At 69.7% G+C, this 24,932-nt stretch carries 24 protein-coding genes; 20 read left to right on the top strand and 4 right to left on the bottom strand.

Annotation, left to right across the window (positions count from 1 at the left end; translation table 11 throughout):
- Positions 1 to 15 precede the first annotated feature (15 nt).
- A complete protein-coding gene (locus AB0H37_RS03555) occupies positions 16 to 1,125 on the bottom strand; it encodes a ferritin-like domain-containing protein (protein ID WP_329086359.1) in 1,110 nt (369 codons plus the stop codon).
- A 124-nt stretch (positions 1,126 to 1,249) separates the two neighbouring features.
- On the opposite strand from AB0H37_RS03555, the gene AB0H37_RS03550 reads away from it, so the two are divergent.
- On the top strand, positions 1,250 to 1,924 hold the full coding sequence (locus tag AB0H37_RS03550; RefSeq protein WP_179837171.1) for a TetR/AcrR family transcriptional regulator C-terminal domain-containing protein: 675 nt from the start codon (positions 1,250 to 1,252) through the stop codon (positions 1,922 to 1,924).
- On the opposite strand, the gene AB0H37_RS03545 is transcribed toward AB0H37_RS03550, so the two are convergent.
- Positions 1,875 to 2,516 (bottom strand): TetR/AcrR family transcriptional regulator, encoded by a 642-nt coding sequence (locus tag AB0H37_RS03545; RefSeq protein ID WP_360611098.1) that lies wholly within the window; start codon positions 2,514 to 2,516, stop codon positions 1,875 to 1,877. The genes AB0H37_RS03550 and AB0H37_RS03545 overlap by 50 nt on opposite strands.
- Positions 2,517 to 2,598: 82 nt before the next feature.
- Here AB0H37_RS03545 and AB0H37_RS03540 point away from each other — a divergent pair, with 82 nt between their 5' ends.
- Complete coding sequence (locus AB0H37_RS03540) at positions 2,599 to 4,062, top strand: NAD(P)/FAD-dependent oxidoreductase (RefSeq protein ID WP_179837170.1); 1,464 nt, start codon at positions 2,599 to 2,601, stop codon at positions 4,060 to 4,062.
- Between the two features lie 86 nt (positions 4,063 to 4,148).
- Positions 4,149 to 4,529: a nitroreductase family deazaflavin-dependent oxidoreductase gene (locus AB0H37_RS03535; protein WP_329086363.1), complete on the top strand. Its 381-nt coding sequence runs from the start codon at positions 4,149 to 4,151 to the stop codon at positions 4,527 to 4,529.
- Between the two features lie 49 nt (positions 4,530 to 4,578).
- Here the strand turns inward: AB0H37_RS03535 and AB0H37_RS03530 are convergent, their stop codons facing one another.
- Together AB0H37_RS03530 and AB0H37_RS03525 are read right to left on the bottom strand one after the other, a co-directional pair.
- On the bottom strand, positions 4,579 to 5,226 hold the full coding sequence (locus AB0H37_RS03530) for a TetR/AcrR family transcriptional regulator (RefSeq protein WP_179837169.1): 648 nt from the start codon (positions 5,224 to 5,226) through the stop codon (positions 4,579 to 4,581).
- 106 nt (positions 5,227 to 5,332) lie between these two features.
- Positions 5,333 to 6,541 carry a helix-turn-helix domain-containing protein gene (locus AB0H37_RS03525; protein WP_329086365.1) on the bottom strand — a complete coding sequence of 403 codons (1,209 nt, stop codon included), beginning with the start codon at positions 6,539 to 6,541 and terminating at the stop codon, positions 5,333 to 5,335.
- Positions 6,542 to 7,016: 475 nt separating this feature from the next.
- Between AB0H37_RS03525 and AB0H37_RS03520 the strand changes: the two genes are divergently transcribed.
- From AB0H37_RS03520 to AB0H37_RS03440, 17 genes are all read left to right on the top strand, one after another.
- Positions 7,017 to 8,006 carry an ATP-binding cassette domain-containing protein gene (locus tag AB0H37_RS03520; protein WP_360611095.1) on the top strand — a complete coding sequence of 330 codons (990 nt, stop codon included), beginning with the start codon at positions 7,017 to 7,019 and terminating at the stop codon, positions 8,004 to 8,006.
- A gap of 68 nt (positions 8,007 to 8,074) precedes the next feature.
- On the top strand, positions 8,075 to 8,863 hold the full coding sequence (locus AB0H37_RS03515) for an ABC transporter permease (RefSeq protein WP_329086369.1): 789 nt from the start codon (positions 8,075 to 8,077) through the stop codon (positions 8,861 to 8,863).
- A gap of 1 nt (position 8,864) precedes the next feature.
- Positions 8,865 to 9,701 carry an ABC transporter permease gene (locus tag AB0H37_RS03510; RefSeq protein ID WP_329086370.1) on the top strand — a complete coding sequence of 279 codons (837 nt, stop codon included), beginning with the start codon at positions 8,865 to 8,867 and terminating at the stop codon, positions 9,699 to 9,701.
- A 48-nt stretch (positions 9,702 to 9,749) separates the two neighbouring features.
- On the top strand, positions 9,750 to 11,027 hold the full coding sequence (locus tag AB0H37_RS03505; protein ID WP_329086372.1) for an MCE family protein: 1,278 nt from the start codon (positions 9,750 to 9,752) through the stop codon (positions 11,025 to 11,027).
- Entirely contained in the window at positions 11,024 to 12,082 is a 1,059-nt protein-coding gene (locus AB0H37_RS03500; protein ID WP_329086373.1) for an MCE family protein, read from the top strand. The genes AB0H37_RS03505 and AB0H37_RS03500 overlap by 4 nt, the downstream gene beginning before the upstream one ends.
- On the top strand, positions 12,079 to 13,239 hold the full coding sequence (locus tag AB0H37_RS03495; protein WP_360611091.1) for an MCE family protein: 1,161 nt from the start codon (positions 12,079 to 12,081) through the stop codon (positions 13,237 to 13,239). Before AB0H37_RS03500 ends, AB0H37_RS03495 begins: the two co-directional genes overlap by 4 nt.
- A 1-nt stretch (position 13,240) precedes the next feature.
- Positions 13,241 to 14,479, top strand: coding sequence for an MCE family protein (locus tag AB0H37_RS03490; protein WP_360611089.1), 1,239 nt, complete (start codon positions 13,241 to 13,243; stop codon positions 14,477 to 14,479).
- Positions 14,479 to 15,783 carry an MCE family protein gene (locus AB0H37_RS03485; protein WP_329086378.1) on the top strand — a complete coding sequence of 435 codons (1,305 nt, stop codon included), beginning with the start codon at positions 14,479 to 14,481 and terminating at the stop codon, positions 15,781 to 15,783. Before AB0H37_RS03490 ends, AB0H37_RS03485 begins: the two co-directional genes overlap by 1 nt.
- A 1-nt stretch (position 15,784) precedes the next feature.
- The gene (locus tag AB0H37_RS03480; RefSeq protein WP_329086380.1) at positions 15,785 to 17,035 is read left to right on the top strand and encodes an MlaD family protein; all 1,251 of its coding nucleotides are present in this window, start codon (positions 15,785 to 15,787) and stop codon (positions 17,033 to 17,035) included.
- Positions 17,032 to 17,589: a hypothetical protein gene (locus AB0H37_RS03475; RefSeq protein WP_329086382.1), complete on the top strand. Its 558-nt coding sequence runs from the start codon at positions 17,032 to 17,034 to the stop codon at positions 17,587 to 17,589. Before AB0H37_RS03480 ends, AB0H37_RS03475 begins: the two co-directional genes overlap by 4 nt.
- Entirely contained in the window at positions 17,586 to 18,179 is a 594-nt protein-coding gene (locus AB0H37_RS03470) for a hypothetical protein (protein WP_360611086.1), read from the top strand. The genes AB0H37_RS03475 and AB0H37_RS03470 overlap by 4 nt, the downstream gene beginning before the upstream one ends.
- Before the next feature lie 19 nt (positions 18,180 to 18,198).
- Positions 18,199 to 18,957, top strand: coding sequence for a hypothetical protein (locus tag AB0H37_RS03465; protein ID WP_329086388.1), 759 nt, complete (start codon positions 18,199 to 18,201; stop codon positions 18,955 to 18,957).
- A gap of 19 nt (positions 18,958 to 18,976) precedes the next feature.
- A complete protein-coding gene (locus AB0H37_RS03460; protein ID WP_360611084.1) occupies positions 18,977 to 19,528 on the top strand; it encodes a hypothetical protein in 552 nt (183 codons plus the stop codon).
- Between the two features lie 80 nt (positions 19,529 to 19,608).
- Entirely contained in the window at positions 19,609 to 20,286 is a 678-nt protein-coding gene (locus AB0H37_RS03455; protein WP_360611082.1) for a hypothetical protein, read from the top strand.
- Between the two features lie 448 nt (positions 20,287 to 20,734).
- Positions 20,735 to 21,418, top strand: coding sequence for a hypothetical protein (locus AB0H37_RS03450; RefSeq protein WP_329086392.1), 684 nt, complete (start codon positions 20,735 to 20,737; stop codon positions 21,416 to 21,418).
- 80 nt (positions 21,419 to 21,498) lie between these two features.
- Complete coding sequence (locus AB0H37_RS03445; protein WP_360611079.1) at positions 21,499 to 23,610, top strand: DUF6801 domain-containing protein; 2,112 nt, start codon at positions 21,499 to 21,501, stop codon at positions 23,608 to 23,610.
- A 495-nt stretch (positions 23,611 to 24,105) separates the two neighbouring features.
- A complete protein-coding gene (locus tag AB0H37_RS03440) occupies positions 24,106 to 24,906 on the top strand; it encodes a hypothetical protein (RefSeq protein WP_329086395.1) in 801 nt (266 codons plus the stop codon).
- Positions 24,907 to 24,932: the final 26 nt, after the last annotated feature.

The following is a 24,932-nucleotide window of genomic DNA, read 5'->3' as shown; positions in this document are numbered from 1 at the left end:
TGATCTGAACGTTACTCAGCCCGCCGCCGCCGCGTCGGCGATGACGGTGTCCACCTCCGCTTTGCGGGCGGTCTCCTCGGCGGCGAACCGCTCGGCGTCCACCTTCTCGGCGATCTCCTCGTCCTGGTGCATGAGGGCGTCGAGATCGGCCTTGGACATGTCCAGGACGCCCATGTCGTCATAGGCGCGCCGGATGCGGTCGCTCCACAGCCCGATGTCCTTCACGCACGGCACGATGCGGCTGAACAGCAGGCTCTGGAACATCCGCATGTACGGCGAGTTCTCGACCATCTCGTCGACCTCCTTCGGGTCGATCCCGAAGTTGGTCCAGATCTCCCGGCCGCGGATGCGGTCGCGCATCAGGTAGCAGCCCTCGATGACGAAATCCTCGCGCTCGCGGAGCTCCGCCTGCGAGAGCTGCTTGTAGTAGTCGCGCAGCGCCAGCCGCCCGAACGCGACGTGGCGCGCCTCGTCCTGCATGACGTAGGCGAGGATCTGCTTGGGCAGCGGCTTGGTGGTGATGTCGCGGATGACGCCGAACGCGGCGAGCGCGAGGCCCTCGATGAGCACCTGCATGCCGAGGTAGGGCATGTCCCAGCGCGGGTCGGTGAGGGTCTCGTTCAGCAGGTCCTGCAGCTTGGTGTTGATCGGGTAGACCATCCCGACCTTCTCGTGCAGGAACCGCGTGAACAGCTCGACGTGGCGGGCCTCGTCCATCGTCTGGGTGGCGGAGTAGAACTTGGAGTCCAGGTCGGGCACCGACTCGACGATGCGGGCGGCGGTGACCATCGCGCCCTGCTCGCCGTGCACGAACTGGGAGAACTGCCAGGACGTGGAGTGCTGCCGCAGCTCACCGCGCTCCTTCTCCGACATCATGTCCCAGTACTTCGTCCCGTAGATGGCGAGGGACTGGTCGGGGACGCCGAGGACGTCGTGCGGATCGACCTCCAGGTCCCAGTCGATGCGCTTGACCGAGTCCCACTGCTTGTCCTTGCCCTTCTGGTAGAGGGCGAGGAGACGGTCGCGGCCGTCGTCGTACTCCCAGGAGAACCTGGCGTCGCCGGTCATCGGGACGGTCCAGGCTTCGGACGGGACGGAGTCGGTGTACAGATCGTGGGTCGACATGGGCGTCCTCCCCGAGCGCGGGCGTGCGCCGCCCGCTGGTACGTACGCTGTACGTCTTACGTACAATGTACGTACCGTGTCATGACACACTTACGGGTGTCAACGGCGAGGAGGAGCGGAAGCGATGGCGAGGCGTGTGACCTCCGACACCCCGCGGCCGGGCCTGACCCGCACGCGCATCGTGGAGGCGGCGGTCGAGCTCATCGAGCGGGAGGGCGCGGACGCGCTGTCCATGCGCCGGGTCGCCGCCGAGCTGGACGTCGCCGTGATGTCGCTCTACAACCACGTCCCGAACAAGGGCGCGCTGCTGGAGGGCGTGGCCGAGCACGTCGTCGCGGGACTGGAACTGTCCGACGACCCGTCCGAGCCGTGGCAGGAGCGTGCGCGGGCGCTCGTCCGGGCGTTCCGGAAGGTCGCCCACGACAACCCGCGCTGCATGTCGATCGTCCTCACCCACAAGGTCGACACCCCGGTGGGACTGCGGCCGGCCGAGCGCGCCCTGGCCCTCGCCGACGCGGCCGGGTTCGACGGCGAGACGGCCGTGCGCATCATGCGGGCGCTCATCGCCTACGCGCTCGGCGCCCAGATGCGCGAGATCGGCATGGCGAAGATGCTGGGGCACCTCGCCGAGACGGGGGCCGAGTCGTGGACGCGCCTCGACCCGGACGAGTTCCCGCACGTGATCGCCTATGGCCCGGCGCTGGCCGACTTCGATGCCGAGACCGACTTCGAGTTCGGCCTCGACCTGCTCATCGGGGCGCTGGACGCGCTTCCCCGGCGGGCGCCAGGTAGGGGCTGAGTCCGTTCCAGCAGAAGTCGGTCATGTAGCGGGCCGCGTCCTCCGCCGACACGTCGGGACGGCCCGTCTGCCACAGCGCCATCCGCTCGCTCGCCCCCATGATGATCTGCGTGTACGCCTCGACCGCCCCGGCCGGGGCGGACGGCGCGAACGTGCCGAGCACTCCGGCGATGAGCTCGCTCTGCTGCCGCCGGGTCTCGTCGATGGCCTGGATGGCCTCCGGGGCGGCGGCCATCGGCTCGCGCAGCAGCATCGCGAACGACCTGCTGTGCTCGTCGATGAAACGGAAGTAGGCGACCATTCCGCGCGACAGGATGTCCTCGGGGGTGGTGGCACCCGCCATCGCCTTCTGGGTGACGTCGAACAGCTCGGCCTTGGAGCGGCTCACGCACGCCACGAGCAGGCCGTCCTTGGAGCCGAAGTACTCGTAGAGCATCGGCTTGGAGACCCCGCAGAGCTCGGCGATCTCGTCCATGGAGGCGGCCTGGTAGCCGCGCTCGCCGAACACCCGCTCCGCCACGTCCAGCATCTGCCGTTCGCGCTCGGCGCGCGACATCCGGCGGCGGCGGGGCGGGGGTGTGGCGCCACTCACAGGAGAACCCCTCTGTTGGACCTACCGTCAGTAACCTACTCCCGGTAACTTACTGCGAGTAGGTTATCTGAGAGGAGGGGTCATGAGCGAGCGCGCCCCGGCGATCGTCATCATCGGCTCCGGCTTCGCCGGCCTCGGCATGGCGATCCGGCTCAAGCGGTCCGGCTTCCACGACTTCGTCGTGCTGGAGAAGAGCGAGGCGCTCGGCGGGACCTGGCACGACAACACCTATCCGGGCTGCGCCTGCGACGTCCCGTCGCACATGTACTCCTTCTCCTTCGAGCTGAACCCGGGCTGGACGCGGATGTTCGCGCCGCAGCCGGAGATCCGCGCCTACATGGAGCGCACCGCCGGCAAGTACCGGGTGCGCGAGCACATCAGGTTCGGGGCGGCGGTCGACTCCATGGAGTACGACGACGACGCCCGCCGCTGGAAGGTGGCGCTCGCCGACGGGACGGTCCTCACCCCGAAGGCCGTCGTGTCCGGCATCGGCGCGCTGCACGTCCCGTCGTTCCCGGACCTGCCGGGCGTCGAGCGGTTCCAGGGGACGGCCTTCCACTCCGCCGAGTGGGACCACTCCTACGACCTCACCGGCAAGCGCGTCGCCGTCATCGGCACGGGCGCGTCCGCGATCCAGTTCGTGCCGAAGATCGCCAAGCGGGCGGGCGAGCTCGTGGTCTTCCAGCGGACGCCGCCGTGGATCCAGCCGAAGCCCGACGTCCCCATCCCCGCGCCCGTCCGCGCGGTGTTCGGGAAGGTGCCGGGCGCCGCCCGCGCGTTCCGCGGCGGCATCTACTGGGCGCTGGAGGCCCGCGCGGTCGGCTTCACGATCGACCCGCGGCTGTCCACCCCGCAGGAGAAGATCGCCCGCCGGCACATCGCCAACCAGGTCGCCGACCCCGGGCTGCGCGCCAAGGTGACGCCGGACTACACGATCGGCTGCAAGCGGATCCTGCTGTCCAACGACTACTATCCGGCGCTCTCCCGTCCCAACGTGGAGGTGGAGACCTCCGGCATCGCCGAGGTGCGGGAGAACTCGGTCGTCACCGAGGACGGGCGCGAGTACGAGGTCGACTGCATCATCTACGGCACCGGCTTCAAGGTGACCGACGCCCTCACCGACCTGCGCGTCACCGGCCGGGACGGCGTCAAGCTCCAGGAGATCTGGGCGGACGGCATCGAGGCGCACCGCGGCACGACGATCCCCGGCCTGCCGAACTTCTTCATGCTGCTCGGCCCGAACACCGGCCTCGGCCACACCTCCGTCGTATTCATGATCGAGGTGCAGATCCAGCACGTGCTGAGCTGCCTGCGCCTGATGCAGGAGACCGGCGCCGACGCCATCGAGCCGAAGCCGGAGGCCGCGCGCCGCTTCAACGACCGCCTGCAGCGGCGGCTGCGCCGCGCCGTCTGGAACGAGGGCGGCTGCAACAGCTGGTACCTCGACGACCAGGGCGTCAACCGCACCCTCTGGCCGGGCCACACGTTCGAGTTCTGGGCCGGCTCCCGCAAGGCCAGGCCCGAGGAGTTCGTCCTCACCCATTGAGCGGGACCTGGCGGGAGGCCATGCCCGGCGGGAGGACATGTTGGTTATGGGCGGCGGTGGGTCAAGGGCCGTGCTAGTCAGGAGGCATGGTGAAACCGCTGATGCCGAGATCGGTCGCCCGCTTCAACAAGGTCGTCACGAACCGGGTGCAGGGCGTCTACGCGCCCTACCTCCCGCCCTTCGCGATGATCGTCCACCGGGGCCGCAGGTCGGGGCGCGAGTACCGGACGCCGGTGACCGCGTTCCGCAGCGGCGACCGGCTCATCGTCGGGCTGCCGTACGGGCGGGACGCGGACTGGGTCCGCAACCTGCTCGCCGAGGGCCGCGGCGGCGTGGAACGGCTCGGCCGCGTCCGCAGGCTCGGCCGTCCGCGCGTGCTGACGGCCGCCGACACCGCCGAGCTCCCGCCCCCCGCCCGCAGGGCCGCCCGCCACATGGACCTTCTGGTGGCCGAGATCGAGGACTGATCGGATCCGCGACGGCGCGGGGATGCCCGTCACGTCCTCCTCGGGGGCGTCACTTGCCGGGCGTGAACATCGGGCGGAAGCCCGCGACGAGCTGGCGGATCACCGGGCGCTGCTGGTCCGGGGTGCGGCCGCGCAGGTCGTGGATCGGGTCGAGGCCGTCGTAGTACGGGGCGAGCGCGAGGAACGGCAGGATCATCATCAGCCAGGTGGCGAGGACCTCCAGGTCGGCGTCCTCCCCGATGGCGCCCTGCGCCTTCCACAGCTCCAGCGTCGGGTGGATGACCAGCAGGTAGTGCTGGTTGGCCGTGTCGCGGACGACGGACCGGACGCCGTTGTCGAGCTCGAAGTTCGTGGCCGCGGTGACGCCGCGCTCCAGCGGGTGGTCGGCCATGTACTCGGTCCAGTCGCACAGGACGTCGACCAGCCACTCGTCGAAGGGCTGGTCGAAGTCGATCCGCTCGATGCGGCGCTCCATCTCCTCGCGGATGCGGCGCGACGCCTCGTCGCACACGAACGCGAAGAACTCCAGCTTGTCGCTGAAGTACTGGAACAGCGAGCCCTTCGCGATCCCGGCCTCGCGCGCGATCGTGTTGAGGCTGCCGGTCGAGTACCCGTGCTCCCCGAACTCGCGCATCGCCACTTCGAGCACGCGTTCGCGCTTGGCGACGTTGAGGCGGAACCAGGTCGACGTCGGCATGGACCCCTTCGACTTTCCGTCAGGAACCGGTAACCAGGAGGTCAGGATAACGGTCTGTCGCACCCCCTGTGACCCGAACGTCACCCGCGCCCCCGGCGAGTCCTGGTCACCGTGCGCCGGGCTGGCCCCGGCGGGCGCGCCGGCGACGGTACAGACTCGCGGCGCGGAGGGTGGCGTCCAGGGAGAACCGGGCGTCCGCGTTCTCAAGGCTGTCGCCGAGGTAGCCCTCCAACTGGCGGAGCCGGTAGCGGACGGTCTGCGGGTGGATCTTCAGACGCTCCCCGATGTCGACGGCGGTCGCCCGGGTGGTGACGGATTCGGTGAGCGTCTCGACGAGGCGCTTGCGCTGCCCGTCCGACACGTCCTGCAGCGGTTCCAGGTGCCGGCGGGTGAGCTCCTCGACCAGCGGCGGATCGGACAGAAGCCACATGGTCATCAGGTGGTCCTCGCAGGGGATGAGGGAGCCGTCCGGGATGATGCCCTCCTCGGCGAGGTCGAGGACGCGGCGGGCCCAGCGCAGCGAGTGGGCGGCCCGTTCCAGCGGCAGGGTGAGGCCGAGGACGCAGCTGGCGTCCGGCAGCGCGGCGCGCAGCATGGTCCCCCGGTCGGCGGTGAGCGGCCCGGGGACGAGCAGGCACGGTTCCGCCGAGTCGAAGTCGGTGAGGATGTCGGTGTCGAGCGCGGAGCGGGTGCAGGGCGCCTCGGGGTGGACGGCGACGAGGGTGGCCTCGGCCGGCAGCGGCCACCAGCCGGTGGACTTGGCGAGGTCCTCGATGGCCTCGGGGACGACGGCCGGCCGCTGCAGGATCAGATGCAGCAGCCGGCGCCGCTCCTCGCGGCGGCGCAGGTCGGCGTGCCCGGTGGCCTGCTGGTAGCCGAGGCGGGCCTGTGCGACGGATTCCTCGAGGTAGACGAGCATGGCGTCGACGGCGGCGGACACGACGAAGGTGGGGACCTGCGCGCGCTCGGCGAGGACGGCCGTCCGGCGCCACGCGACGTGGAAGGCGATCCGGGCCGCGGCCTGGAGGTGGTCGAGGCTGCGTCCCTCGATGGCCTCGAAGCGGCCGAGGGCGCGGCAGGTCTCGTCGCGCTGGTCGGTGGAGGCGTCCGGATCGGAGATCCGGTCCAGGAAGGTCGGCAGCAGGATGTCGGCGCAGAGCCGGAGGGTCTGGTCGTAGGCGGGATCGGGCCGGTCGTACTCCGGGATGCTCCGCTTGATCTCGGTGACGACCTCGTTCGTGACGTCGGACAGTTCCGCGCGCAGCAGGCCGAGGAATTCTTGGAAGTCAGTCTGACTCCGGTCGTGTTCAGACAATTCTAATGCCTGCGACATGGGAAAGCGAACCTCCACATCGAGCCGGCCGGGCGCCGTGGCGCCGTCCTGGCGGCGGCGCTGGACCGGGGTGTGCCGGACGGGAGGCGAACACCCTGGAATGAAATCGGTAACACCGTGAACATAAAGTCGCCAGTCGGTGGTGGCAAGGGTCTTCGGTTCGATCGGCCGCACGGCGGTGCGTCTTTGCGCGTGATGTGACAAGAACGACGTTCGGTTGCTGGGCCGGTGATGAAACTGTTTGTCCGCACGGGCGAGCGTGCCGCCGGCCGACTCTATGTTACCGAAGGGTAGTCAACTGGTGACGGTTTCGGGGCGGGAGAAGCCTAAGTCGGTGACAAATTTCTGAGGCCATTTACCGAATTGTGCCGAAGAGCCTGCGATCTCCTATTGAGTGCTGCGTCTAGTGCGCCGTAATGTCCTCGAAACCTCCCTTCCTAGTGCGAGCGGTGGTGTCGTGGGAATTGAAGTGGTCGTCGAGGGGCTGACGAAAGTCTTCGGCCGGCAGACGATCTGGCGTGATGTCACGCTCACTCTTCCGCCCGGTGAGGTGAGCGTGCTGCTGGGCCCCTCCGGCACCGGCAAGACCGTCTTCCTCAAGTCGCTCGTCGGGCTGCTCAAGCCGGAGGAGGGCCGCGTCCTCATCGGCGGGGTCGACATGGTCAACGACCGCGACCGCGAGGTGTTCGAGGCGCGCAAGCGGTTCGGGCTGATGTTCCAGGACGGCGCGCTCTTCGGCTCGCTGCCGCTGTTCGACAACATCGCGTTCCCGCTCCGCGAGCACACCCGCAAGAAGGAGTCCGAGATCCGGCGGATCGTGATGGAGCGGATGGAGATGGTCGGCCTCACCGGCGAGGAGCGCAAGCTGCCCGGCCAGATCTCCGGCGGCATGCGCAAGCGCGCCGGCCTCGCCCGCGCGCTCGTCCTCGACCCGGAGATCATTCTGTGCGACGAGCCCGACTCCGGCCTGGACCCCGTCCGCACGGCGCACATCTCCCAGTTGCTGATCGACGTCAACGCGCGGATCGACGCGACGATGCTGATCGTCACGCACAACATCGACATCGCCGCGACCGTCCCGGACAACATCGGGATGCTGTACCGCCGCGACCTCATCGCGTTCGGCCCCCGCGAGGCGCTGCTGACCAGCGACGAGCCGGCCGTCCTGCAGTTCCTGCACGGCGACACGCGCGGACCGATCGGCATGTCGGAGGAGAAGGACGCCGCGCTGCTCGCCGCCGAGGCCGCCGGCCCCGTGCCCCTCCAACGCACCCTGGAGATCCCGCCGCAGCTGCGTCCCACGCCCGGGGCGCCGCCCCGGCAGGGCGAGCTGCGGCACGCGCGGCGCCTCGACGAGATGATGCCGCGCCTCTCCCGCCGGGCGCAGCAGGCGATCTACGCCAACCGCAGGCACGTGCCGGAGGGCGGCGTCCCCGATGCGAACTGACCGCCCTCGAACCGACGAGCCGACCGCACCGCGCGGCGACGCGCGCGTGCCCGAGGAAGGAGACGCGCGTGGCGGCACCTGATTCCGCCGTTCCCGGCGCCGGCGCACTGCGCCAGACCGGGCGGCTCTTCGCGCTCGCCGCGACGGTACTGGCGCTGTCGTTCCGGCGCCCGTTCCAGCTCCGCGAGCTGGTCCAGCAGTTCTGGTTCATCGCGTCGGTGTCGATCCTGCCGACCGCGCTCGTGTCCATCCCGTTCGGCGCGGTCATCTCGCTCCAGGTCGGGTCGCTGGCCAAGCAGCTCGGCGCGCAGTCGCTCACCGGTGGGGCGAGCGTCCTCGCCGTCGTGCAGCAGGCCAGCCCGCTGATCGTGGCGCTGCTGATCTCCGGCGCGGCCGGGTCGGCGATCTGCGCGGACCTCGGCTCCCGGACGATCCGCGAGGAGATGGACGCGATGGAGGTGATGGGCGTCTCGCCCGTCCAGCGCCTCGTGGTCCCGCGCGTCCTCGCCTGCATGGCGGTCGCGGTGCTGCTGAACGGCCTGGTCTCCGTCGTCGGGGTCGCGGGCGGCTACTTCTTCAACGTGCTGCTGCAGGACGGGACGCCCGGCGCCTACCTCGCCTCGTTCTCCGCGCTCGCGCAGCTGCCCGACCTGTACATCGGCGAGTTCAAGGCGCTGATCTTCGGATTCATCGCCGGCGTGGTGGCCGCCTACCGCGGCCTGAACCCGAATGCCGGCCCGAAGGGCGTCGGGGACGCGGTCAACCAGTCGGTCGTCATCACGTTCCTGATGCTGTTCTTCGTCAACCTCGTGCTGACCGCCATATACCTGCAGGTCGTCGCCCCGAAGGGAGCGTGACATGGCGGTCTCCGGGGTTCGCCGCCTCCGCCCGGTGAAGCTGGTCTCCTGGCTGGACCAGCCCGGCGACCAGCTCGGCTTCTACGTCCGGGCGCTGCTGTGGACGCCGCGCGCGTTGCGCCGCTACCTGCGCGAGACGCTGCGGCTGCTCGGCGAGGTCGCGTTCGGCAGCGGCGCGCTCGCCGTCATCGGCGGCACCGTCGGCGTCATGATCGGCATGACGGTGTTCACGGGCGTCGTCGTCGGCCTGTCCGGCTACGCCGCGCTCGACCAGATCGGGTCGGCGGCGTTCACCGGCTTCGTGTCGGCGTACTTCAACACCCGCGAGATCGCCCCCCTGGTGTCCGGGCTGGCGCTGTCGGCGACGGTCGGCGCCGGGTTCACCGCGCAGCTCGGCGCGATGCGGATCAACGAGGAGATCGACGCGCTGGAGGGCATGGGCATCCAGTCGGTGCCCTACCTGGTCACCACCCGGATCATCGCGGGGACCGTCGCGATCGTCCCGCTGTACGGCATCGGGCTGCTCAGCTCCTTTCTGGCCTCCAGACAGGTGACGCTCTGGTTCAACGGGCAGTCGGCCGGCACCTACGACCACTACTTCAACATCTTCCTCGCCCCGGAGGACGTGCTGCTCTCGTTCGCCAAGGTGCTGATCTTCAGCGTGATGGTGGTGCTCGCGCACTGCTACTACGGCTACCGCGCGGTCGGCGGCCCCGCCGGCGTGGGCGTCGCCGTCGGCCGCGCGGTCCGCACCGCGATCGTGCTGATCAGCGTGACGGACTTCTTCGCCAGCCTCGCCATCTGGGGTGCCACGACCACCGTGAAGGTGACGGGCTGACATGGGCCGAACTGACATGGGGTGGATCTGACATGGGGTGGATCTGACATGGCCCGGCGAACCACCCGGCACGTGGTCGGGCAGCGCCTCACCGGGGTGGCGTTCCTGCTCGTCCCGGCGCTGCTGGTCTGGTTGTCGATCGCGATCTACGACAAGCAGTTCACCGACGCGACGATGGTGACGCTGCGCACCTCGACGGCCGGGCACGAGATGCACGCGATGGCGGACGTGAAGGTCCGCGGCGTCGTCGTCGGCGAGGTCCGGTCCATCACGGCGGACGGGGCCGGCGCGAAGCTGGAGTTGGCCCTGAAACCGGGGCTGACCGACCGGATCCCGGCGGACGTCCAGGCGCGGCTGCTGCCGACGACGGTGTTCGGCGCCCGGTTCGTCTCGCTCGTCCCGCCGGCCGGGTCGGCGGGACGGCCGATCGCCGACGGCGACGTGATCTCCGAGGACCGCAGCCGGAACGCGGTGGAGCTGTCGGAGGTCCTCAACCACACGATGGACCTGCTCGACACCATCCAGCCGGCGAAGCTCTCGGCGACGCTGAACGCCATGGCACAGGCGCTGGAAGGGCGCGGCGACCAGATCGGCCGCAACTTCGAGCAGCTCGACGCGTTCCTGACCAGGCTCAACCCGGAGGTGCCGGCGCTCGCCCGCAACCTCCAGGAGCTGGCGACGTTCACCCAGCACGCGTCCGACGCGGCGCCCGACCTGCTTCAGGCGCTCACGGACTTCACGGTCACCAGCCGGACGATCGTCGACCAGCGCACCGCCCTCGCGACCCTGTACGACGCGGTGTCGGGATCGTCCGCCGACCTTGAGGACTTCCTGCGCGCCAACTCCGGCAACATCATCGCGCTGGCGACCGAGAGCCGGGGGAGCCTGGACCTGATGCGCCGCTACGCCCCGGCCGCGCCCTGCACGTTCCGCGCGCTCGCCGGCTTCATCCCGACGATGAACAAGGTCCTCGGCAAGGGCACGGACGAGCACGGCGTCCACGGCGTGGTCGTGCCGGTCACGAGCAAGGGCCGCTACGTCCCGGGCAAGGACGCCCCCCGCTACGACGGCGGCGGCGGGCCGCGCTGCCCGGGCGTCCCCTACCTCGGGACCGGGGACGGGGTGCGGGTGCTGCCCGCCGGCGGCGCGCCCGGCCAGGGCGGCGCGGCCGGCAGCGGCCTCGGCCCCGCGAACTCGGCGTCGGAGAACGACCTGATCAACGAGCTCGCCGGGGCGCCGCTGGACGAGGTACCCGAGGAGCTGCCGGACTGGTCCAGCGTGCTGGTCGGGCCGATCTACCGGGGCACGGAGGTGACGGTGAAGTGAGGCTCACCGGTCAGGGGATCAAGGGCATGGGCTTCCCCCTCGTCAGCTCGCTGATCTTCATCGTGGTCACGGTGCTGGCGACCGCGCTGCTGGCGTCCAGCATCACCGGCGCCACCAGCGGCGACCGCGTCACCTACTACGCCAAGTTCACCGACGTGGCCGGGCTCCATCCGGGGCACGGGGTGCGGATCGCGGGCGTCGAGGTCGGCCAGGTCGAGGAGATCAAGGTCAGCGACCGCCGGCTCGCCCGGGTGAAGATCTCCGTCGACCGGGACCGGCGGATCCCCGCGTCGGCGACCGCCGCCGTCAAGTACCTGAACCTGGTCGGCGGACGGTACGTCTCCCTCGGCCAGGGCACCGGCTCGCCCGGCCAGGTACTGAAGCCCGGCGGGACGATCCCGGTCGAGCACACCGCCGGGACGCTCAACCTCACCCAGCTGTTCCAGGGGTTCCAGCCGCTCATGCAGGCGCTGTCGCCCGGGGACGCCAACAAGCTCTCGGAGTCGGTCGTCAAGGTGCTCCAGGGCGAGAGCGGCACCGTGGAGAGCCTGCTGCGCACCGTCGGAGAGCTGACGAGCACGCTCGCCGCCAAGGACAAGGTGATCGGCCAGCTCATCGCGAACCTCGACAGTGTCGTCCAGACCATCAACGGGCGGGACCGGCAGCTCGTCGACCTGGTCACCACGCTGCGTCGGTTCACCTCCGGCCTCGCCACCGACCGCGTCCCGATCGGCGAGGCGCTCGGGTCGGTCGCCGACCTGACCACCGCCACCGCCGGGCTGCTCCAGGTCACGCGGGACCCGCTGAAGGACGACATCGTCCAGCTCGGCCGGCTCAGCGACAACCTCAACCGCGACGAGCCGCTGCTGACGCGCTTCCTCCAGCGCTCGCCCGGGAAGATGGCGACCTTCGGCCGCCTGGCCTCCTACGGCTCGTGGGTGAACTTCTACCAGTGCGAGGTGAAGTTGATCGGCGTCAGCTACGCGGGCTCCGACCTGTCGAACCAGCCGCCGCCGACCGGCCTGCCCATCAAGGACGCGAGGTGCCGCGGATGACGCCCCCGACCCCGCCCCCGGGCGGCCCCCCTCCCGGCGGCCCGCCCCCCGTCCCCCCGGCGGGCGGGCCGCCTCCGCCGCTGCCGCGCCCCCTGCCGCGCGCCCTGCCGCGCCCGAAGCGGGGTCGGCCGCGGCTGAAGCCGTTGCGCGACCGCGACCCGATCGGGGTGGCGGCCGTCGGCATCGTGATCCTGCTCGTGCTCGGCGCGCTCGCCTACCGCGCCGACCGGCTGCCGCTCGTCGGCGGCGGGACGACCTACAGCGCGTACTTCTCCGAGGCCGCCGGGTTGGACCCCGGCCAGGAGGTCCGTGTCGCCGGGGTGAAGGTCGGCAAGGTCACCGGCGTCTCGCTCAAGGGGAACAAGGTCAAGGTCACGTTCCGGGTGAAGGACACCTGGGTCGGGAACGCGACCCGCGCCACCATCATGATCAAGACGCTGCTGGGGTCGAAGTACCTCCAGCTGGACCCGCTCGGCTACCGCAGGCAGAACCCGAGGGAGCCGATCCCGCTCGACCGGACCGTGGCCCCCTACGACGTCACGACGGCGTTCCAGGACCTCGGCCGGACGTTCGAGCAGCTCGACACGACCAGGCTCGCGCAGAGCCTGGAGACGATCTCCACGACGTTCGAGGACACCCCGGCCAGCGTCCGGGTCGCGCTGCACGGCCTGTCGGCGCTGTCCACCACGATCGCGTCGCGGGACGCCGAGCTGTCCCGGCTGCTCGCCGGGACCAAGCAGCTGTCCGGCACGATCACCGCGCAGAACTCCCAGTTCGAGACGCTCTTCAAGGACGGCAACCTGCTGCTCGGCGAGCTGCGCCGGCGACGCGACGCCATCCACGCGCTGCTCGTCGGCACGCAGCGGCTCGGCACGGAGCTGGTCGGCCTCGTCGACGACAACCGCCGCACGCTTGGCCCGACGCTCGCGTCCTTGGAGCGGGTCGTCGGCGTCCTCCAACGCAACCAGAAGAACCTGGAGCGCGTCCTGACGACGGCCACCCCCTACATCCGCGTCCTCGGCAACGCGACGGGCAACGGCCGCTGGGTGGACGGCTACCTGTGCGGGACCGTCCCCGAGGAGTACCTGGTGAACGGCAGGTGGCAACCGGAGGACCCGGACCGCTGCAAGCCGCCGCACCTGACGGGAGGACGGTGACATGGCGTCCTCCTCGACGCGCCCGGTGAAGCTGCCGAAGCTCGGTTCGCCGATCCGCGACCACCGGACGCGGGTGCTGCAAGCGCTCATCACGGTCTTCGTCCTGCTGGTCGCGATCGCGCTGGTCCCCTTCGTGAGCGGCGGGCCGGCGCACCGGATCACCGCGTACTTCGCCACCGCGATCGGCGTCTACCCCGGTTCCGACATCCGCGTCCTCGGCGTGAAGGTCGGCTCGATCGACTCCGTCGAACCGCTCGGCGACAAGGTCAAGGTCGAGATGCGGGTGGACGACGACGTCGACGTCCCCGCCGGAGCCCGCGCCATCGTCATCGCGCCGAACCTGGTGTCGGACCGGTACGTCCAGCTCGACCCCGCCTACGACGGCGGCCCGAAGATGGCCGACGGCGCGTCCATCGATGTGAGCAACACCGCGACCCCGCTGGAGCTCGACCAGCTCTACGCCGCGGTCCGGAAGATCTCGGGCGACCTCGGCCCGCGGGGGCTGAACGCGCAGGGCGCCCTGTCGGACGTCATCCGGGTCGGCGCCGCCAACCTCGGCGGCAACGGGCAGGCGCTCAACACCATGATCTCCGACCTCGGCAAGGCGTCGCAGACGCTCGCCGACAACAGCGGCGACCTGTACGCGACCGTCGCCAACCTCAACAAGTTCAGCGAGATGCTCCGCGCCAACGACGGGCAGATCCGCCTTGCCGAGAACCAGCTCGCCGAGGTGAGCGGGTTCCTCGCCGCCGACCGCGACGAGCTCGGCGCGGCCCTGCGCAACCTCGCGCGGGCGCTCGCCGAGGTGAAGGGGTTCATCCAGGACAACCGCGCGGCGCTGAAACGCAACGTCGGCAAGCTCACGGACGTCACCCAGGTCCTGGTCGACCAGCGGGCGTCCCTCGCCGAGCTCATCGACACCGCGCCGCTGGTGACGCAGAACGCCCTGAACGCCTACGACCCGAAGACCCGGACGCTGATGGCGCGCGGCGACCTCCTGGAGATCACCAAGGCGTTCGGCAGCCTGGACCAGCCGGGCGTCGACCCGATCGCCGCCGACCAGCGGCCGGTGTGCGCCGCGGCGGCGTCCGCCACGCAGACGCTCCGCGAGCAGTGCGACCGGCTGAAGAGGGGCGGGCTGGTCGCGGTGGCCCCGACCCGGGAGACCGGCCTGCCGGCGCTGCCGCTGCCGCCCGCGGGCAAGATCTACGCCGGCACCGGCGGGAAGGCGGACCGCTGATGCGCACGCCCAAGCTCGTTGCGGCCCTCGCCGCCGGCGTCGTCCTGACGGCGGGCTGCTCGGTGCGGCTGGAGGACGTCCCGCTGCCCGGCGGCGCCGACCTCGGCGACCACCCCTACACGGTGAAGGTGCGGTTCGAGGACGTGCTGAACCTGGTCCCGCAGGCCGCCGTCCGTGTCAACGACGTCCCGGTCGGGCGGGTGAAGAAGGTGTCGCTGCCGACGGGGGCGTGGCAGGCGGAGGTGACGCTCGCCGTGAACGGCGACGTGCACCTGCCCGCGAACGCGACCGCCAACCTGGAGCAGTCGAGCCTGCTGGGGGAGAAGTACGTCAAGCTCGCCGCGCCGACGACGGCGCCGTCCCCGCAGCGGCTCTCCGACGGCGCCGTGATCCCGGCGTCCCGGACGACGCGCAACGCCGACACCGAGGAGGTGTTCGGCGCGCTGTCGCTGCTGCTGTCGGGCGGCGGGCTCCCGCAGATCCGGACCATCAACCGGGAACTGAACCAGGCGCTCAACGGGCGCGAGGACAAGGTCCGGTCCGCGCTGCGGAACCTCGACACCTTCACCAGCACGCTCAACCGGAACCGGCAGTCGATCGTGAACGCGCTTGACGGGCTGAACCGGCTGTCGTCCACGGTCAGAGCCCGCAACGGGCAGGTCGGGACCGTCCTGGACGACCTGTCGCCCGGCCTGAAGGTACTGGAAGAGCAGCGCGGTCGGCTCGTCGAGATGCTGCGCCGGCTGGAGAGGCTCTCGGACGTCGCCGTCAAGACGATCAACGCCAGCAAGGAGGACACGGCCGCGAACCTGCGCTCACTGGCGGTCGTCCTGCGCAAGCTCGCCGACTCCGGCCGCGACCTGCCGAAGTCCCTGGAGATCCTGCTGACCTACCCGTTCACCGACGAGGCGCTCAAGGCGATCAAGGGCGACTACCTCAACGGCTACGTCACCGTCATCGCCGCCGAGGGCTTCGACTGCGTCATGCCGCCGGTGAAGGAGGAGGGGCCGTTCGACGGCCTCGACGATGAGGAGGAGGCGCGGGCGCGCGCACTCGCCGCGACGCCCACGGTCCCCGGCCCGCAGCCCGCGCCCTGCCCGGACACGGCGGCGGGTCGCGGCTCCGGAGCCGCCGTGCCCGGCGCCGGGACTCCCACCACGGGGACTCCGACCACGGGGACTCCGACCACCGGGACCCCCACCACGGGGACGCCGCAACCGGTGACGCCGAGCCAGGCACCCGGTAACGAGAGCCCGAGCAGCGAGCCGGCCCTTCCGCTGCCGACGCTCGGGGAGGGGGACTGACATGCTGACCCTGGTCACCCGCATCAAGATCGCCGTGTTCGTCGTCATCGCGATCGTCGTGGTCGCCTACATCGGCATCACCTACGCCGACGTCGGCCGCTACGTCGGGCTGCGCGGCTACTACACCGTCCGGCTCGACCTGCCCAGCACCGGCGGCCTCTTCGAAGGGTCCGCGGTGTCCTACCGGGGCGTCACCGTCGGCAAGGTCGGCAAGCTCGACCTGACGCAGGACGGCGTCATCGCCGAACTCCGGATCGACGACTCGGCGCCGGACATCCCGCGCGACCTCCAGGCGATCGTCGCGAACCGCTCCGCGGTCGGCGAGCAGTACGTCGACCTGCGGCCCCGCGCCGACGCCGGGCCCTATCTGGCCCAGGGCACCACGATCCCGCGCAGCGTCACCACCACCCCGGCGCCGGTCGACGAGACGCTCAAGAGCGTCAACGACTTCACCGCCTCGCTACCGCTGAACGACACCAGGATCCTCATCGACGAGCTGGGGCTGGCGTTCGCCGGGCAGGGCCCGCACCTCCAGCAGCTCCTCGACACGAGCGCCCGGTTCATCTCGGCGTCCGACGCGGCGTTCCCCGAATCGCGCGCTCTGATCCACAACGGGGAGGCGGTGCTGCGGACGCAGAACGAGATGTCGGGGGCGTTCAAGGCGTTCGCGGCCAACTCCAGCCTGCTCGCGCGGCAGCTCCGCGACTCCGACGCCGATCTGCGCGAGCTGATCACGGCCGGGCCCGGCGCGGCGGCCGAGCTTTCCGGCCTGCTCCACGACCTGGACCCGAGCCTCGGCGTGCTGCTGGCGAACCTCCTCACGACCGCCCGCGTGGCCGAGCCGCGCCAGGCCGCCATCGAGGAGATGCTGGCCAATCTCCCGCGGGTCGCGGCGATCGGCCCCAGCATCGTGGACGGGGGCAAGCTCCGGATGGGCCTGGTCACCACGTTCTTCAACCCGCAGCCCTGCACGCGCGGTTACGGCAAGACCAGGTACCGCGACGGCCTCACCCTGTCGCCCGCGCCGTTCAACACCGACGCGCACTGCGCGGAGAGCCCGAGCACCGGCATCAACGTGCGCGGCACCGCCAACGCGCCGCGCAAGGGCGTCCCGGCGCCGGCCAAGCCGGGCACGCTGAGCGGCCCGGAGGCGACCGGCCTGCTCGCCTCGCTGGGCTTGGCCGGGCTGGCGCAGCAGCAGGCGCCGTCCGGCGACCTCGCCGCCCTGCTCGGACTCGGAGGCGCGCCGTGACCGTCGTGGCGGCCGTGCTGCGCAAGCCGACCTGGATGATCCGCTGGATCCGTCCGGCCGGCTACGCCCTCACGGCCGCCGCCGCCGTCCTCCTGCTGCTGTCGCTCTGGTCTCTGTTCCAGTCCGGGCGGGGCGCCGACCACGACCTCGCCGCCGCGCGGGACGACGTGAGCCGGACCACCGTCCGCGATCTGGCGCTGATCAACAGCATCGACCCCAAGGTGGCGGAGTTGGACATGACGCACTGGCTGGACGTCGCCACCGGCCCGTTCGCCGACGCGCTGAAACGCGACATCCCGGGCGCACGCGCGAGGTTCGCCGGGCAGAAGGCCCCCTCGCACGGACGGGTCACCGCACTCGCCGTCACCGCACTCGACCGGTCGGCGGGCGAGGCGACCGTCCTCGCCTCCGTCCGGATCTTCACCGAGCCCGCCGGTGACGCCGCCCAGGGCACCGAGCAGCGCAAACGCTACGAGGTCGGGATGCAGAGGGTCGGTGGCGTGTGGAAGATCAGCTCGCTGAAGGCGCTGGCGCCCGGGGGGAGCGGCCCGTGAGCATCACCGAGGAGCGACCCGCGCGCCGCGACCCCGCCCCGCGGAAGAAGAGGAGGACCGCCCAGCGCACGCTCGTCTCCGGACTCAGGCGGGCGGCCGGGCTGGGATGGCCGGCGGCCCTCGCGCTGGCGCTGTGCCTGTCCGCCCTCGCCGTCGACGGCTGGGCCGGCAGGCGAAGCGAGCGGTCACCGGCCGCCAACCGCGCACTCGTCGACAAGGCCCGGACCGGTGCGGCCGTCGCCGACGTCTCGGCGAAGATCGCGCGGATCTTCACCTTCACCTACACCGACCCGGCGGCGACCGAACGCGCCGCGAACGACGTCCTCACCGGCCGCGCCGTCGGCGACTACCGCGAACTGTTCGGCCTCGTGAAGCAGAACGCGCCGGTCATGAAGCTCGCCCTCACCACGAAGGTCGCGAAGGCCGGGCTGATCAGACTCTCCCGTGACGGGACGGCGGTCCTGCTGGTCCTGCTCGACCAGCAGGCCACCCGCGGCGGCAAGGCGACCGGTCCGCCGGTCGCGGCCCAGCTCATCGTCACGGCCCGCGACGACCACGGCTGGCGCATCAGCGACCTCCGGGCCGCCTGAAAAGAAGGGGTGGACTCAGGTGACCGAGACCAGGACCAAGACCGCCGACCCGGCGGCCGGCGAGCACGAGGCGCGGGCGGACGAGCCCGAGACCCCGGCCGGCGAACCGCTCGAACCGGAACCGTCCGCGGACCACGCGGCCGAGGCTCCAGATCCCGCGGGAGAGGAGGCCGCCGAGGACCCGGAGCCGTCGCCGTCCGAGGAGACCGGTGAGGCGCCGACCGCGGGGCCGCCGGCGAAGGACGCGGCCGACCGGCCCCGGCGCCGCCTCTCCAAGGATCCGCTGATCCGAATCGCGTCGCTCGTGACGCTGATCGCGGCCGGTGCCGCCGCGTGGTTCGGCTGGTCGTACCACGCCGCGTCCGGCGACGACGCGATCGGCTACGCCGCCGAACGCGACCGGGTGCTCGCCGTCGCGGGGCAGGAGATCGTCAACCTCAACACCCTCGACTACCGCCAGGTCGACACGGGCCTCAAGGTGTGGCAGGACTCGGCGACCGCGCAGCTCTACGACCAGATCGTCCAGGGCCAGGGCCGGCTGAAGACCGAGGTGCAGAAGGCGAAGACGACCAGCACCGCGAAGATCCTCGAATCCGGGCTGACCGAACTCGACTCCCGCGCGGGCAAGGCGGCCGTCATCGCCGCCGTCCGCATCACCATCACCGGTGCCGACGGCAGGCCGGTCGACAACACCCGCCGGTTCGCCGGCCAGCTCACCCGGACCTCGGACGGCTGGAAACTTTCGGCGCTCGGCCAGGCCCCCACCGGTACGCCCTGATCGGGGAGGAGAAAGCGAAATGGCAGCGATCACTTCGGCCGGACGGTTCGTCCCCGGCACCGCGCGCACCCGCCTGGTCATTCTCCTTGGGGCCCTGACAATAGCGCTCGGTGGAGTGGCCGCCTGGTCGAACGCTCAGGAGCGCGACCTGACGGGCGCGGCATCCGCACAGAACGACGCCCTCGGTGACAATGGCCGTACCGCCGAGGTCAAGGGCCAGGTGACCACGGCCGTCAACACGGTGTTCTCCTACAACTACGCCGACGTGGCCAAGACGGAGAAGGCGGCGCAGGAACTGCTCACCGGAAAGGCCGTCCAGCAGTACAACCAGCTTTTCGCCCTGGTGCGCAAGCAGGCTCCGCAGCAGAAGCAGGTACTCACCACCGCGGTCACCGACTCGGCGGTGAAATCCCTGACCGGCGACCGCGCCCGCCTCCTCGTCTTCGCCGACCAGCGCAACACCCGCACCGACACGAACAAGACGAGCTACTCCGCGGCCGTCTTCGCCGTCGACGCCCTGTACGCCGGTGGCACATGGAAGATCTCCGCCATCGACACCCTCGGCGCGTGACCGCACCCGGGCCAAAGAGAATGGCAGGAATGGGTGGTCCTGGAATGGAGTCAACGGTGTTACTCGGAAAGATCGCCAGAATGGCCCTGACCGCCACCGCGGTCACGGCCACCGCCGCCGCTCTCAACGCGACCCCCGCCTGGGCGGCCGGTCACAAGGTCTTCATGCCCGGCGTGCTCTCGCCCTCCACCCAGCCCGTCACTGGAAAGAGCAGCGGTTCCATCGCGCTTGCCACCAGTAGCGGCGGGGTCATGACCTGCGTCGACACGGGCGCTTCGAAGGCCTTGACGACCACCGGAACGGTGAGGGTCGGCACCGTCGTCCCGGACCCCCCGCCCACCGGCTGGGTGACCGGTCAGTTTTTCAGCAACTGCACGATCTCCGGCCTGGCCGCCACGGTGACGCCTCAGCCGTGGTCCCTCTCCCTCCCGGGCCCGACTGCTTCCGGAGTCACAGCCGCTCAACTGGGCAGCGTCAAGTTCACGGTGAACATCCCCAGCATCCCGTGCTCCGCGACGTTCCAGGGCTCTACCAGTTCCAACGGATACATCAACGGTAAGCACACCAACCCGACGAGCGCGGGAGCCGCCAGCACCCTCTCGCTGCCGTTGGGGTCCCCCAACAACCTCAGCGCGACCGCCGTCTCCGCGACGTGCCCCTCCAGCATTGTCAGGTGGGGTGACCTGGTCGTGCTCGGCGTCGTGATCGAACTGAGGGGTGTCAACTCCACCGCGAACGAGGGCCCGACCATCACGTGAGAGCACGCCTCTGACCAAAACCGCCCCCCGGGCGCTCGCCACCTCGACGGCCCCGCCCAGGCGGCAGCACCTCCCCTTGCGGAGCTGAGTGCGAGCGAGGGGGACGCCGCGATCGGCCGCGAGCCCTGAATCGTCACGAGACCCGAATCCGATGATAAATCTGGCTTGATCGAAGACTAATCCGATGACAAATCTCGCAAGGATCGCCGGGGCGCTTTAAAGGGAAGTCGAACAGTCTCTTGAGAAGTGCACTACTGGCGGGTATATTTCGATATTGGTACGGCAGGACTGGGTGGTCTTGTGGTGAAGTCGAAGAAGTTCGGCTTTTGGGGTTCTGCGCTCGTCAACCCGGAGGAGTTCGACCTGTAGAACGCGGTCAGTGTCCCTACGAGAAGAAGAAACCACCCCCGTGAAGGGAAAGCGGACTGACATGCGAAAAATCACGAGAATGGCCCTGACCGTCACCGCGGTCACGGCCACCGCCGGCGCTCTCACCACGACCCCCGCCTGGGCGGCCGGTATCAACGTCACCATGCCCGGCGTGCCCTCGCCCTCCACCCAGGCCGTCACTGGAGAGAACAGCGGTTCCGTCGCGGCCGCCAGTAGTAGCGGCGGGGTCCTGACCTGCGTCGACACGGGGGCTGCGAAGGCCTTGACGGCCACCGGAACGGTGAAGGTCGGGACCGGCGTCACGGACCCCATCGGCTCGGTGACCGGTCTGACGTTCAGCAACTGCACGGTCTCCAGCCAGGTCGCCACGGTGACGCCTCAGAATCTGCCGTGGTCCCTCTCCACCACGGGCCTGACCGCTTCGGGAGCCACCCCCGGTCGGCTGAGCGGCGTCAGAATCGTGGTGAACATCCCCAGCATCCCGTGCTCTGCGACGTTCCAGGGCTCGACCAGTACCAACGGATTCATCAACGGTACGCACACCAACCCGACGAGCGCGGGAGCCGCCAGCACCCTCTCGCTGCCGTTCGGGTCCACCAACAACCTCGTCGCGACCGGCGTCTCCGCGACGTGCCCCACCAACATCGTCAAGAACGGTGACACGGCCACGCTCGCCGGCGTGATCAAACTGAGGGGTGTCAACTCCACCGCCAAGGAGGGCCCGACCGTCGTTCGCACGTGATGTGAGAGCACGCCTCTGACCGAAGCCGCACCCGGGCGCTGGCCGCCCGGGTGCGGTTCCCCGTCGATCAAGGATGTGAAATGCATCGGATGTTCCGAAGTGTCGCGCGGATCGCGGCGGTCGCGGGCCTTGCCGTGAGTGGCGGCGCACTGGTGGCGGTCCCGCCGGCGATCGCGGACATCGGCTTCGACACGGGGCTTGTCTGCTCCGGCAAGTCCGGAACACATGATGTGGCGCTGCGGATCGAAACGACCATCCCGTCGACCGGGACCGTCGGCCAGCCGATCCAGCTGGGCACCATCAAGATCGACGTCGGTCTCCCGCCCGAGTTGGTGAAAAGAGTTTCGGCGACCTCCCCCGCCGGGGCATCGACACCACCGGCGACGAGCGTCGCCCCATCGTCCGCGACTCCCGCCGCGCTCGGGGGGGTCGCGGAGCTCCAGGTCGCGGTCCACGGGCCAGGTGGCGACCGGCGCGCCGGGTGGCCTGCCTTCGCTCTGGCGGCCGCACCGCCACGGGGCGACGGGGCCGTGCACCTGACCGGCAGCGGGGTGGCACCGCCGGTGGTCCCCGAAGCGCCGGGCGAGCTCTCATGGTCTGCCGGGGCAGTGGACCTGTCGCTGGTGCCGGGTGACGCGGCGACGGGGAAGGACGCGGCCGAACTGGCGCTGCGTTGCGCGGCGGAGAAGGCGCCGGTGCTCGGAAGCCTACGGGTGCAGCGCGCGAGCGAGCCGGCGATCCCCGGCGCGGCCGGCGCGGCACCCCGTCAGCCCACCGCCTCCCCGGACGGATTGTGCAAGCTGATCCCTGCTCGGGGGCAAGATCCGCGGTACGCCATCAGCGATGATCCCAAACTAGCGGAGATCTTTGAATCCCCGCAAAATCCGGACGGCCTGAACGCCGACGTCGGTGATGGACTGATGTACTGCCTCAAGGCGACAGGGTTCTTCAACATCAAAAAAGTCGGAAACGCCGCTCCCGTTGCTTTCGAGAACAATGTTCGGGCACTGACCGAAAGCTATATGGGGAACATATTCTTCGGACCGAACTGGACGGATTTCCGCGGATATTTCATCAACCGCACCTATCCAACTCCCGCCACGATGCTGGGTTTCGGCTTCATGCCGACACGCGCAGTGGCGGAAGCTGTTCAGGTGGGGGCCCCGGGGGCCGGCGGGACCGGTCCGATCACAGGCAACATGCGGATTCTCCAGCAGTTGTCGACCGAACTCGATATTTCGGGTCCGACCGTCGACAGGCAACAACTCAAAGCCAGTGCCTATGTGCGCATCAAAGCGGGTAAGGCCGAGGTCAACGGAGTTCCCCTCGATCTCGGTACCAAATGCATGACAAGCCCCACCGCGCTCTCTGCGACTGGATTCATGGGGACGCTGAGAACCGGGACGACTCAATACGAAAGCGGGCAGCCGCTTATCGCCCAGAACGTCACGATCCCTTCCTTCTCCGGTTGCGGAGTGACCGAAGATCTCAGCCCGATCCTTACCGCGAGCGTCTCCGGGGCGGGAAACTATGCGAATCTCGAATCGGGACTCTGGTGCGAGGTCACCACTGGTAACCGTTGCGTGGACGGCGCCGGTGCACTTCCTCAGACCTTCACCGTGGAACCGGGCGGGGTCGTCACCGCAGTCGCGAAACCGTTCACCCTGGGGTACGCCGGGGACAACGCGGAGTTCAGGTGCCGGTCGGCGACCATGCGGCTCGATCTCGACCGGGGGCATTGGCAGTCGCGCTTCAGGCTGGGCAAGGGCGACATGTCCCTCGACGGCTGCGAGGTGGAGGCGTCGGACGGCACCGTATACCAGGTGAAGGACGAGGTCACGCAGGACGGATCGTTGTGGCTGAACATGACCATCGATGTGGCGACCGGCCGGCCGGCGATGAAGATCAACGGTGTGCTGCTCGACGCGACCGTGGACGTCGGCGGAGGGAGTCGGTGCACGCTGCGGATATCCCACAACCTGGGAAGAATCTTCCTTCCGGGGCAGCGAGAGGCTCCTGGGCTCCTCGAAGGCTCCTATGACAACGGAACCTTCTCCATGAATTCACATACGTTGATGCCGTCGGGGAACTCGACGTGCGAAATCCCCGGGTTCACGGACTTCACCAGCGTCTTCAATTCGTACAAGGGCGATTTCGTCTTCCGGCCGACTCAGCGGATCACCTCGCCCTGACCAGACCTCCCATCGCCATGGGCCTCTCGTTCCGGCACGATCTGATTTCGTGCCGGAAGTCCCCCCGGGCCCTCCAGGACTGGCCGCATCGTTGCCTGCACCACCCCGGGCGACGGCAGGGCCAGGCCGGCTCGCTGCAGGCCGTCGCCGGCCTGCGGCGAGTACGGTAGCTCCCCTCGCTCCCCGCCATATGAAGCAGACTGGGCGAACGGGGCCGGGCGGAGGGGGCCCGGCAACCGAAGTGATATGCGGTCGATGACAATACCGGCTTCTCCTGGGCCGCCGTCATTGATATTCGCTTACAAGGTGAGAAAATCTCCATGCTTACGCCTTGCGGCGTATTGAAACGGCATTGTTTCAGTATTACTCTCCGATTGGGAATCGAGGATCTCTCTCGTTGAGGATCCGCTTCACGGTTCCGCGTCGGCTGGGATCACGCTGTGGCTGTCCGGCGCTCTGTGTCCGTTTCTCCCGGCAAGAAGAAAGGACGAACTGGTGAAGTCCATTCGTTTCCGGAGAAGCAGTTCCCGGCTGGCGCTTCCCGCCGTGCTCGGTGCTGCGCTGCTCACCGTCGGCCTGGCTTCCCCCGCTTCGGCGGCCAACCCGGACCCGATCCCGGCGAGCTTCAGCTTCTCCGACTGCCCGCCCCTCCCGGACGGTGCTTCGCCGGACTACTCGCAGTGCTGGGTGGGTGTGGTCACCAGCGGTACCTTCAAGGTCGGCAACTTCGACCAGAAGATCGAGCAGCCGATCAGGATCACGTGGGCGAACACCTTCAACACCAGCACCTTCGAGACCAAGACGGTCTTCGGCGGGATCAACGCCCCGAAGATGCTCGTCCAGCCCGGCCTGTTCGGTGACCCGCTCCTGTCGGCCGTGTACGCCAAGGTCGAGTACGCCGGCGTCTTCGAGATGCCGGTCAGCAGCAGCTTCGAGATCAACATCGGGCTGAAGGTCCGGCTCATCAACCCGTTCCTCGGAAGCAACTGCACGGTCGGCACCAACAGCAACCCGATCAGGGTGAGCCTCACCACCGGGACCACCAGCCCTCCGGCCCCCAACACGCCCATCACCGGCGAGGGCCTCTCGATCGCGCGGCCGGACCCGCAGCCGCCGGTGCTGCAGGCCAAGCACGTCGGCAACTCGTTCGCGGTGCCCGGCGCCAAGGGGTGCCTGTTCGGCGGCGGCGTCGCCGACTGGCTGGTCAACCAGGTGGGTGGATTCCCCTCGGCGGCCGGCAAGAACACGATGATCCAGAACGAGTACCTCGTGTCGAAGAACTACAGCCAGCTCTGAAGCTGAGCCCGTTCGACCGGCCCGTG

Origin of the sequence: Actinomadura sp. NPDC023710, assembly GCF_040639875.1 — a bacterium.
GTDB lineage: Bacteria > Actinomycetota > Actinomycetes > Streptosporangiales > Streptosporangiaceae > Spirillospora > Spirillospora citrea.
Note: the sequence above shows the minus strand (reverse complement) of the source record. Positions and strands in the feature narration are given on the sequence as shown.

What these genes read in the sequence shown, in the direction of transcription:
- AB0H37_RS03535 (WP_329086363.1), top strand. Translation starts at nt 4,149, where the DNA reads ATGGTGAAACCGCTGATGCCGAGATCGGTCGCCCGCTTCAACAAGGTC.
- AB0H37_RS03455 (WP_360611082.1), top strand. Translation starts at nt 19,609, where the DNA reads ATGGCCCTGACCGCCACCGCGGTCACGGCCACCGCCGCCGCTCTCAAC.
- AB0H37_RS03445 (WP_360611079.1), top strand. Translation starts at nt 21,499, where the DNA reads ATGCATCGGATGTTCCGAAGTGTCGCGCGGATCGCGGCGGTCGCGGGC.
- AB0H37_RS03530 (WP_179837169.1), bottom strand. Translation starts at nt 5,226, where the DNA reads ATGCCGACGTCGACCTGGTTCCGCCTCAACGTCGCCAAGCGCGAACGC.
- AB0H37_RS03485 (WP_329086378.1), top strand. Translation starts at nt 14,479, where the DNA reads ATGCGCACGCCCAAGCTCGTTGCGGCCCTCGCCGCCGGCGTCGTCCTG.
- AB0H37_RS03450 (WP_329086392.1), top strand. Translation starts at nt 20,735, where the DNA reads ATGGCCCTGACCGTCACCGCGGTCACGGCCACCGCCGGCGCTCTCACC.
- AB0H37_RS03510 (WP_329086370.1), top strand. Translation starts at nt 8,865, where the DNA reads ATGGCGGTCTCCGGGGTTCGCCGCCTCCGCCCGGTGAAGCTGGTCTCC.
- AB0H37_RS03505 (WP_329086372.1), top strand. Translation starts at nt 9,750, where the DNA reads ATGGCCCGGCGAACCACCCGGCACGTGGTCGGGCAGCGCCTCACCGGG.
- AB0H37_RS03550 (WP_179837171.1), top strand. Translation starts at nt 1,250, where the DNA reads ATGGCGAGGCGTGTGACCTCCGACACCCCGCGGCCGGGCCTGACCCGC.
- AB0H37_RS03460 (WP_360611084.1), top strand. Translation starts at nt 18,977, where the DNA reads ATGGCAGCGATCACTTCGGCCGGACGGTTCGTCCCCGGCACCGCGCGC.
- AB0H37_RS03490 (WP_360611089.1), top strand. Translation starts at nt 13,241, where the DNA reads ATGGCGTCCTCCTCGACGCGCCCGGTGAAGCTGCCGAAGCTCGGTTCG.
- AB0H37_RS03555 (WP_329086359.1), bottom strand. Translation starts at nt 1,125, where the DNA reads ATGTCGACCCACGATCTGTACACCGACTCCGTCCCGTCCGAAGCCTGG.
- AB0H37_RS03540 (WP_179837170.1), top strand. Translation starts at nt 2,599, where the DNA reads ATGAGCGAGCGCGCCCCGGCGATCGTCATCATCGGCTCCGGCTTCGCC.
- AB0H37_RS03495 (WP_360611091.1), top strand. Translation starts at nt 12,079, where the DNA reads ATGACGCCCCCGACCCCGCCCCCGGGCGGCCCCCCTCCCGGCGGCCCG.
- AB0H37_RS03480 (WP_329086380.1), top strand. Translation starts at nt 15,785, where the DNA reads ATGCTGACCCTGGTCACCCGCATCAAGATCGCCGTGTTCGTCGTCATC.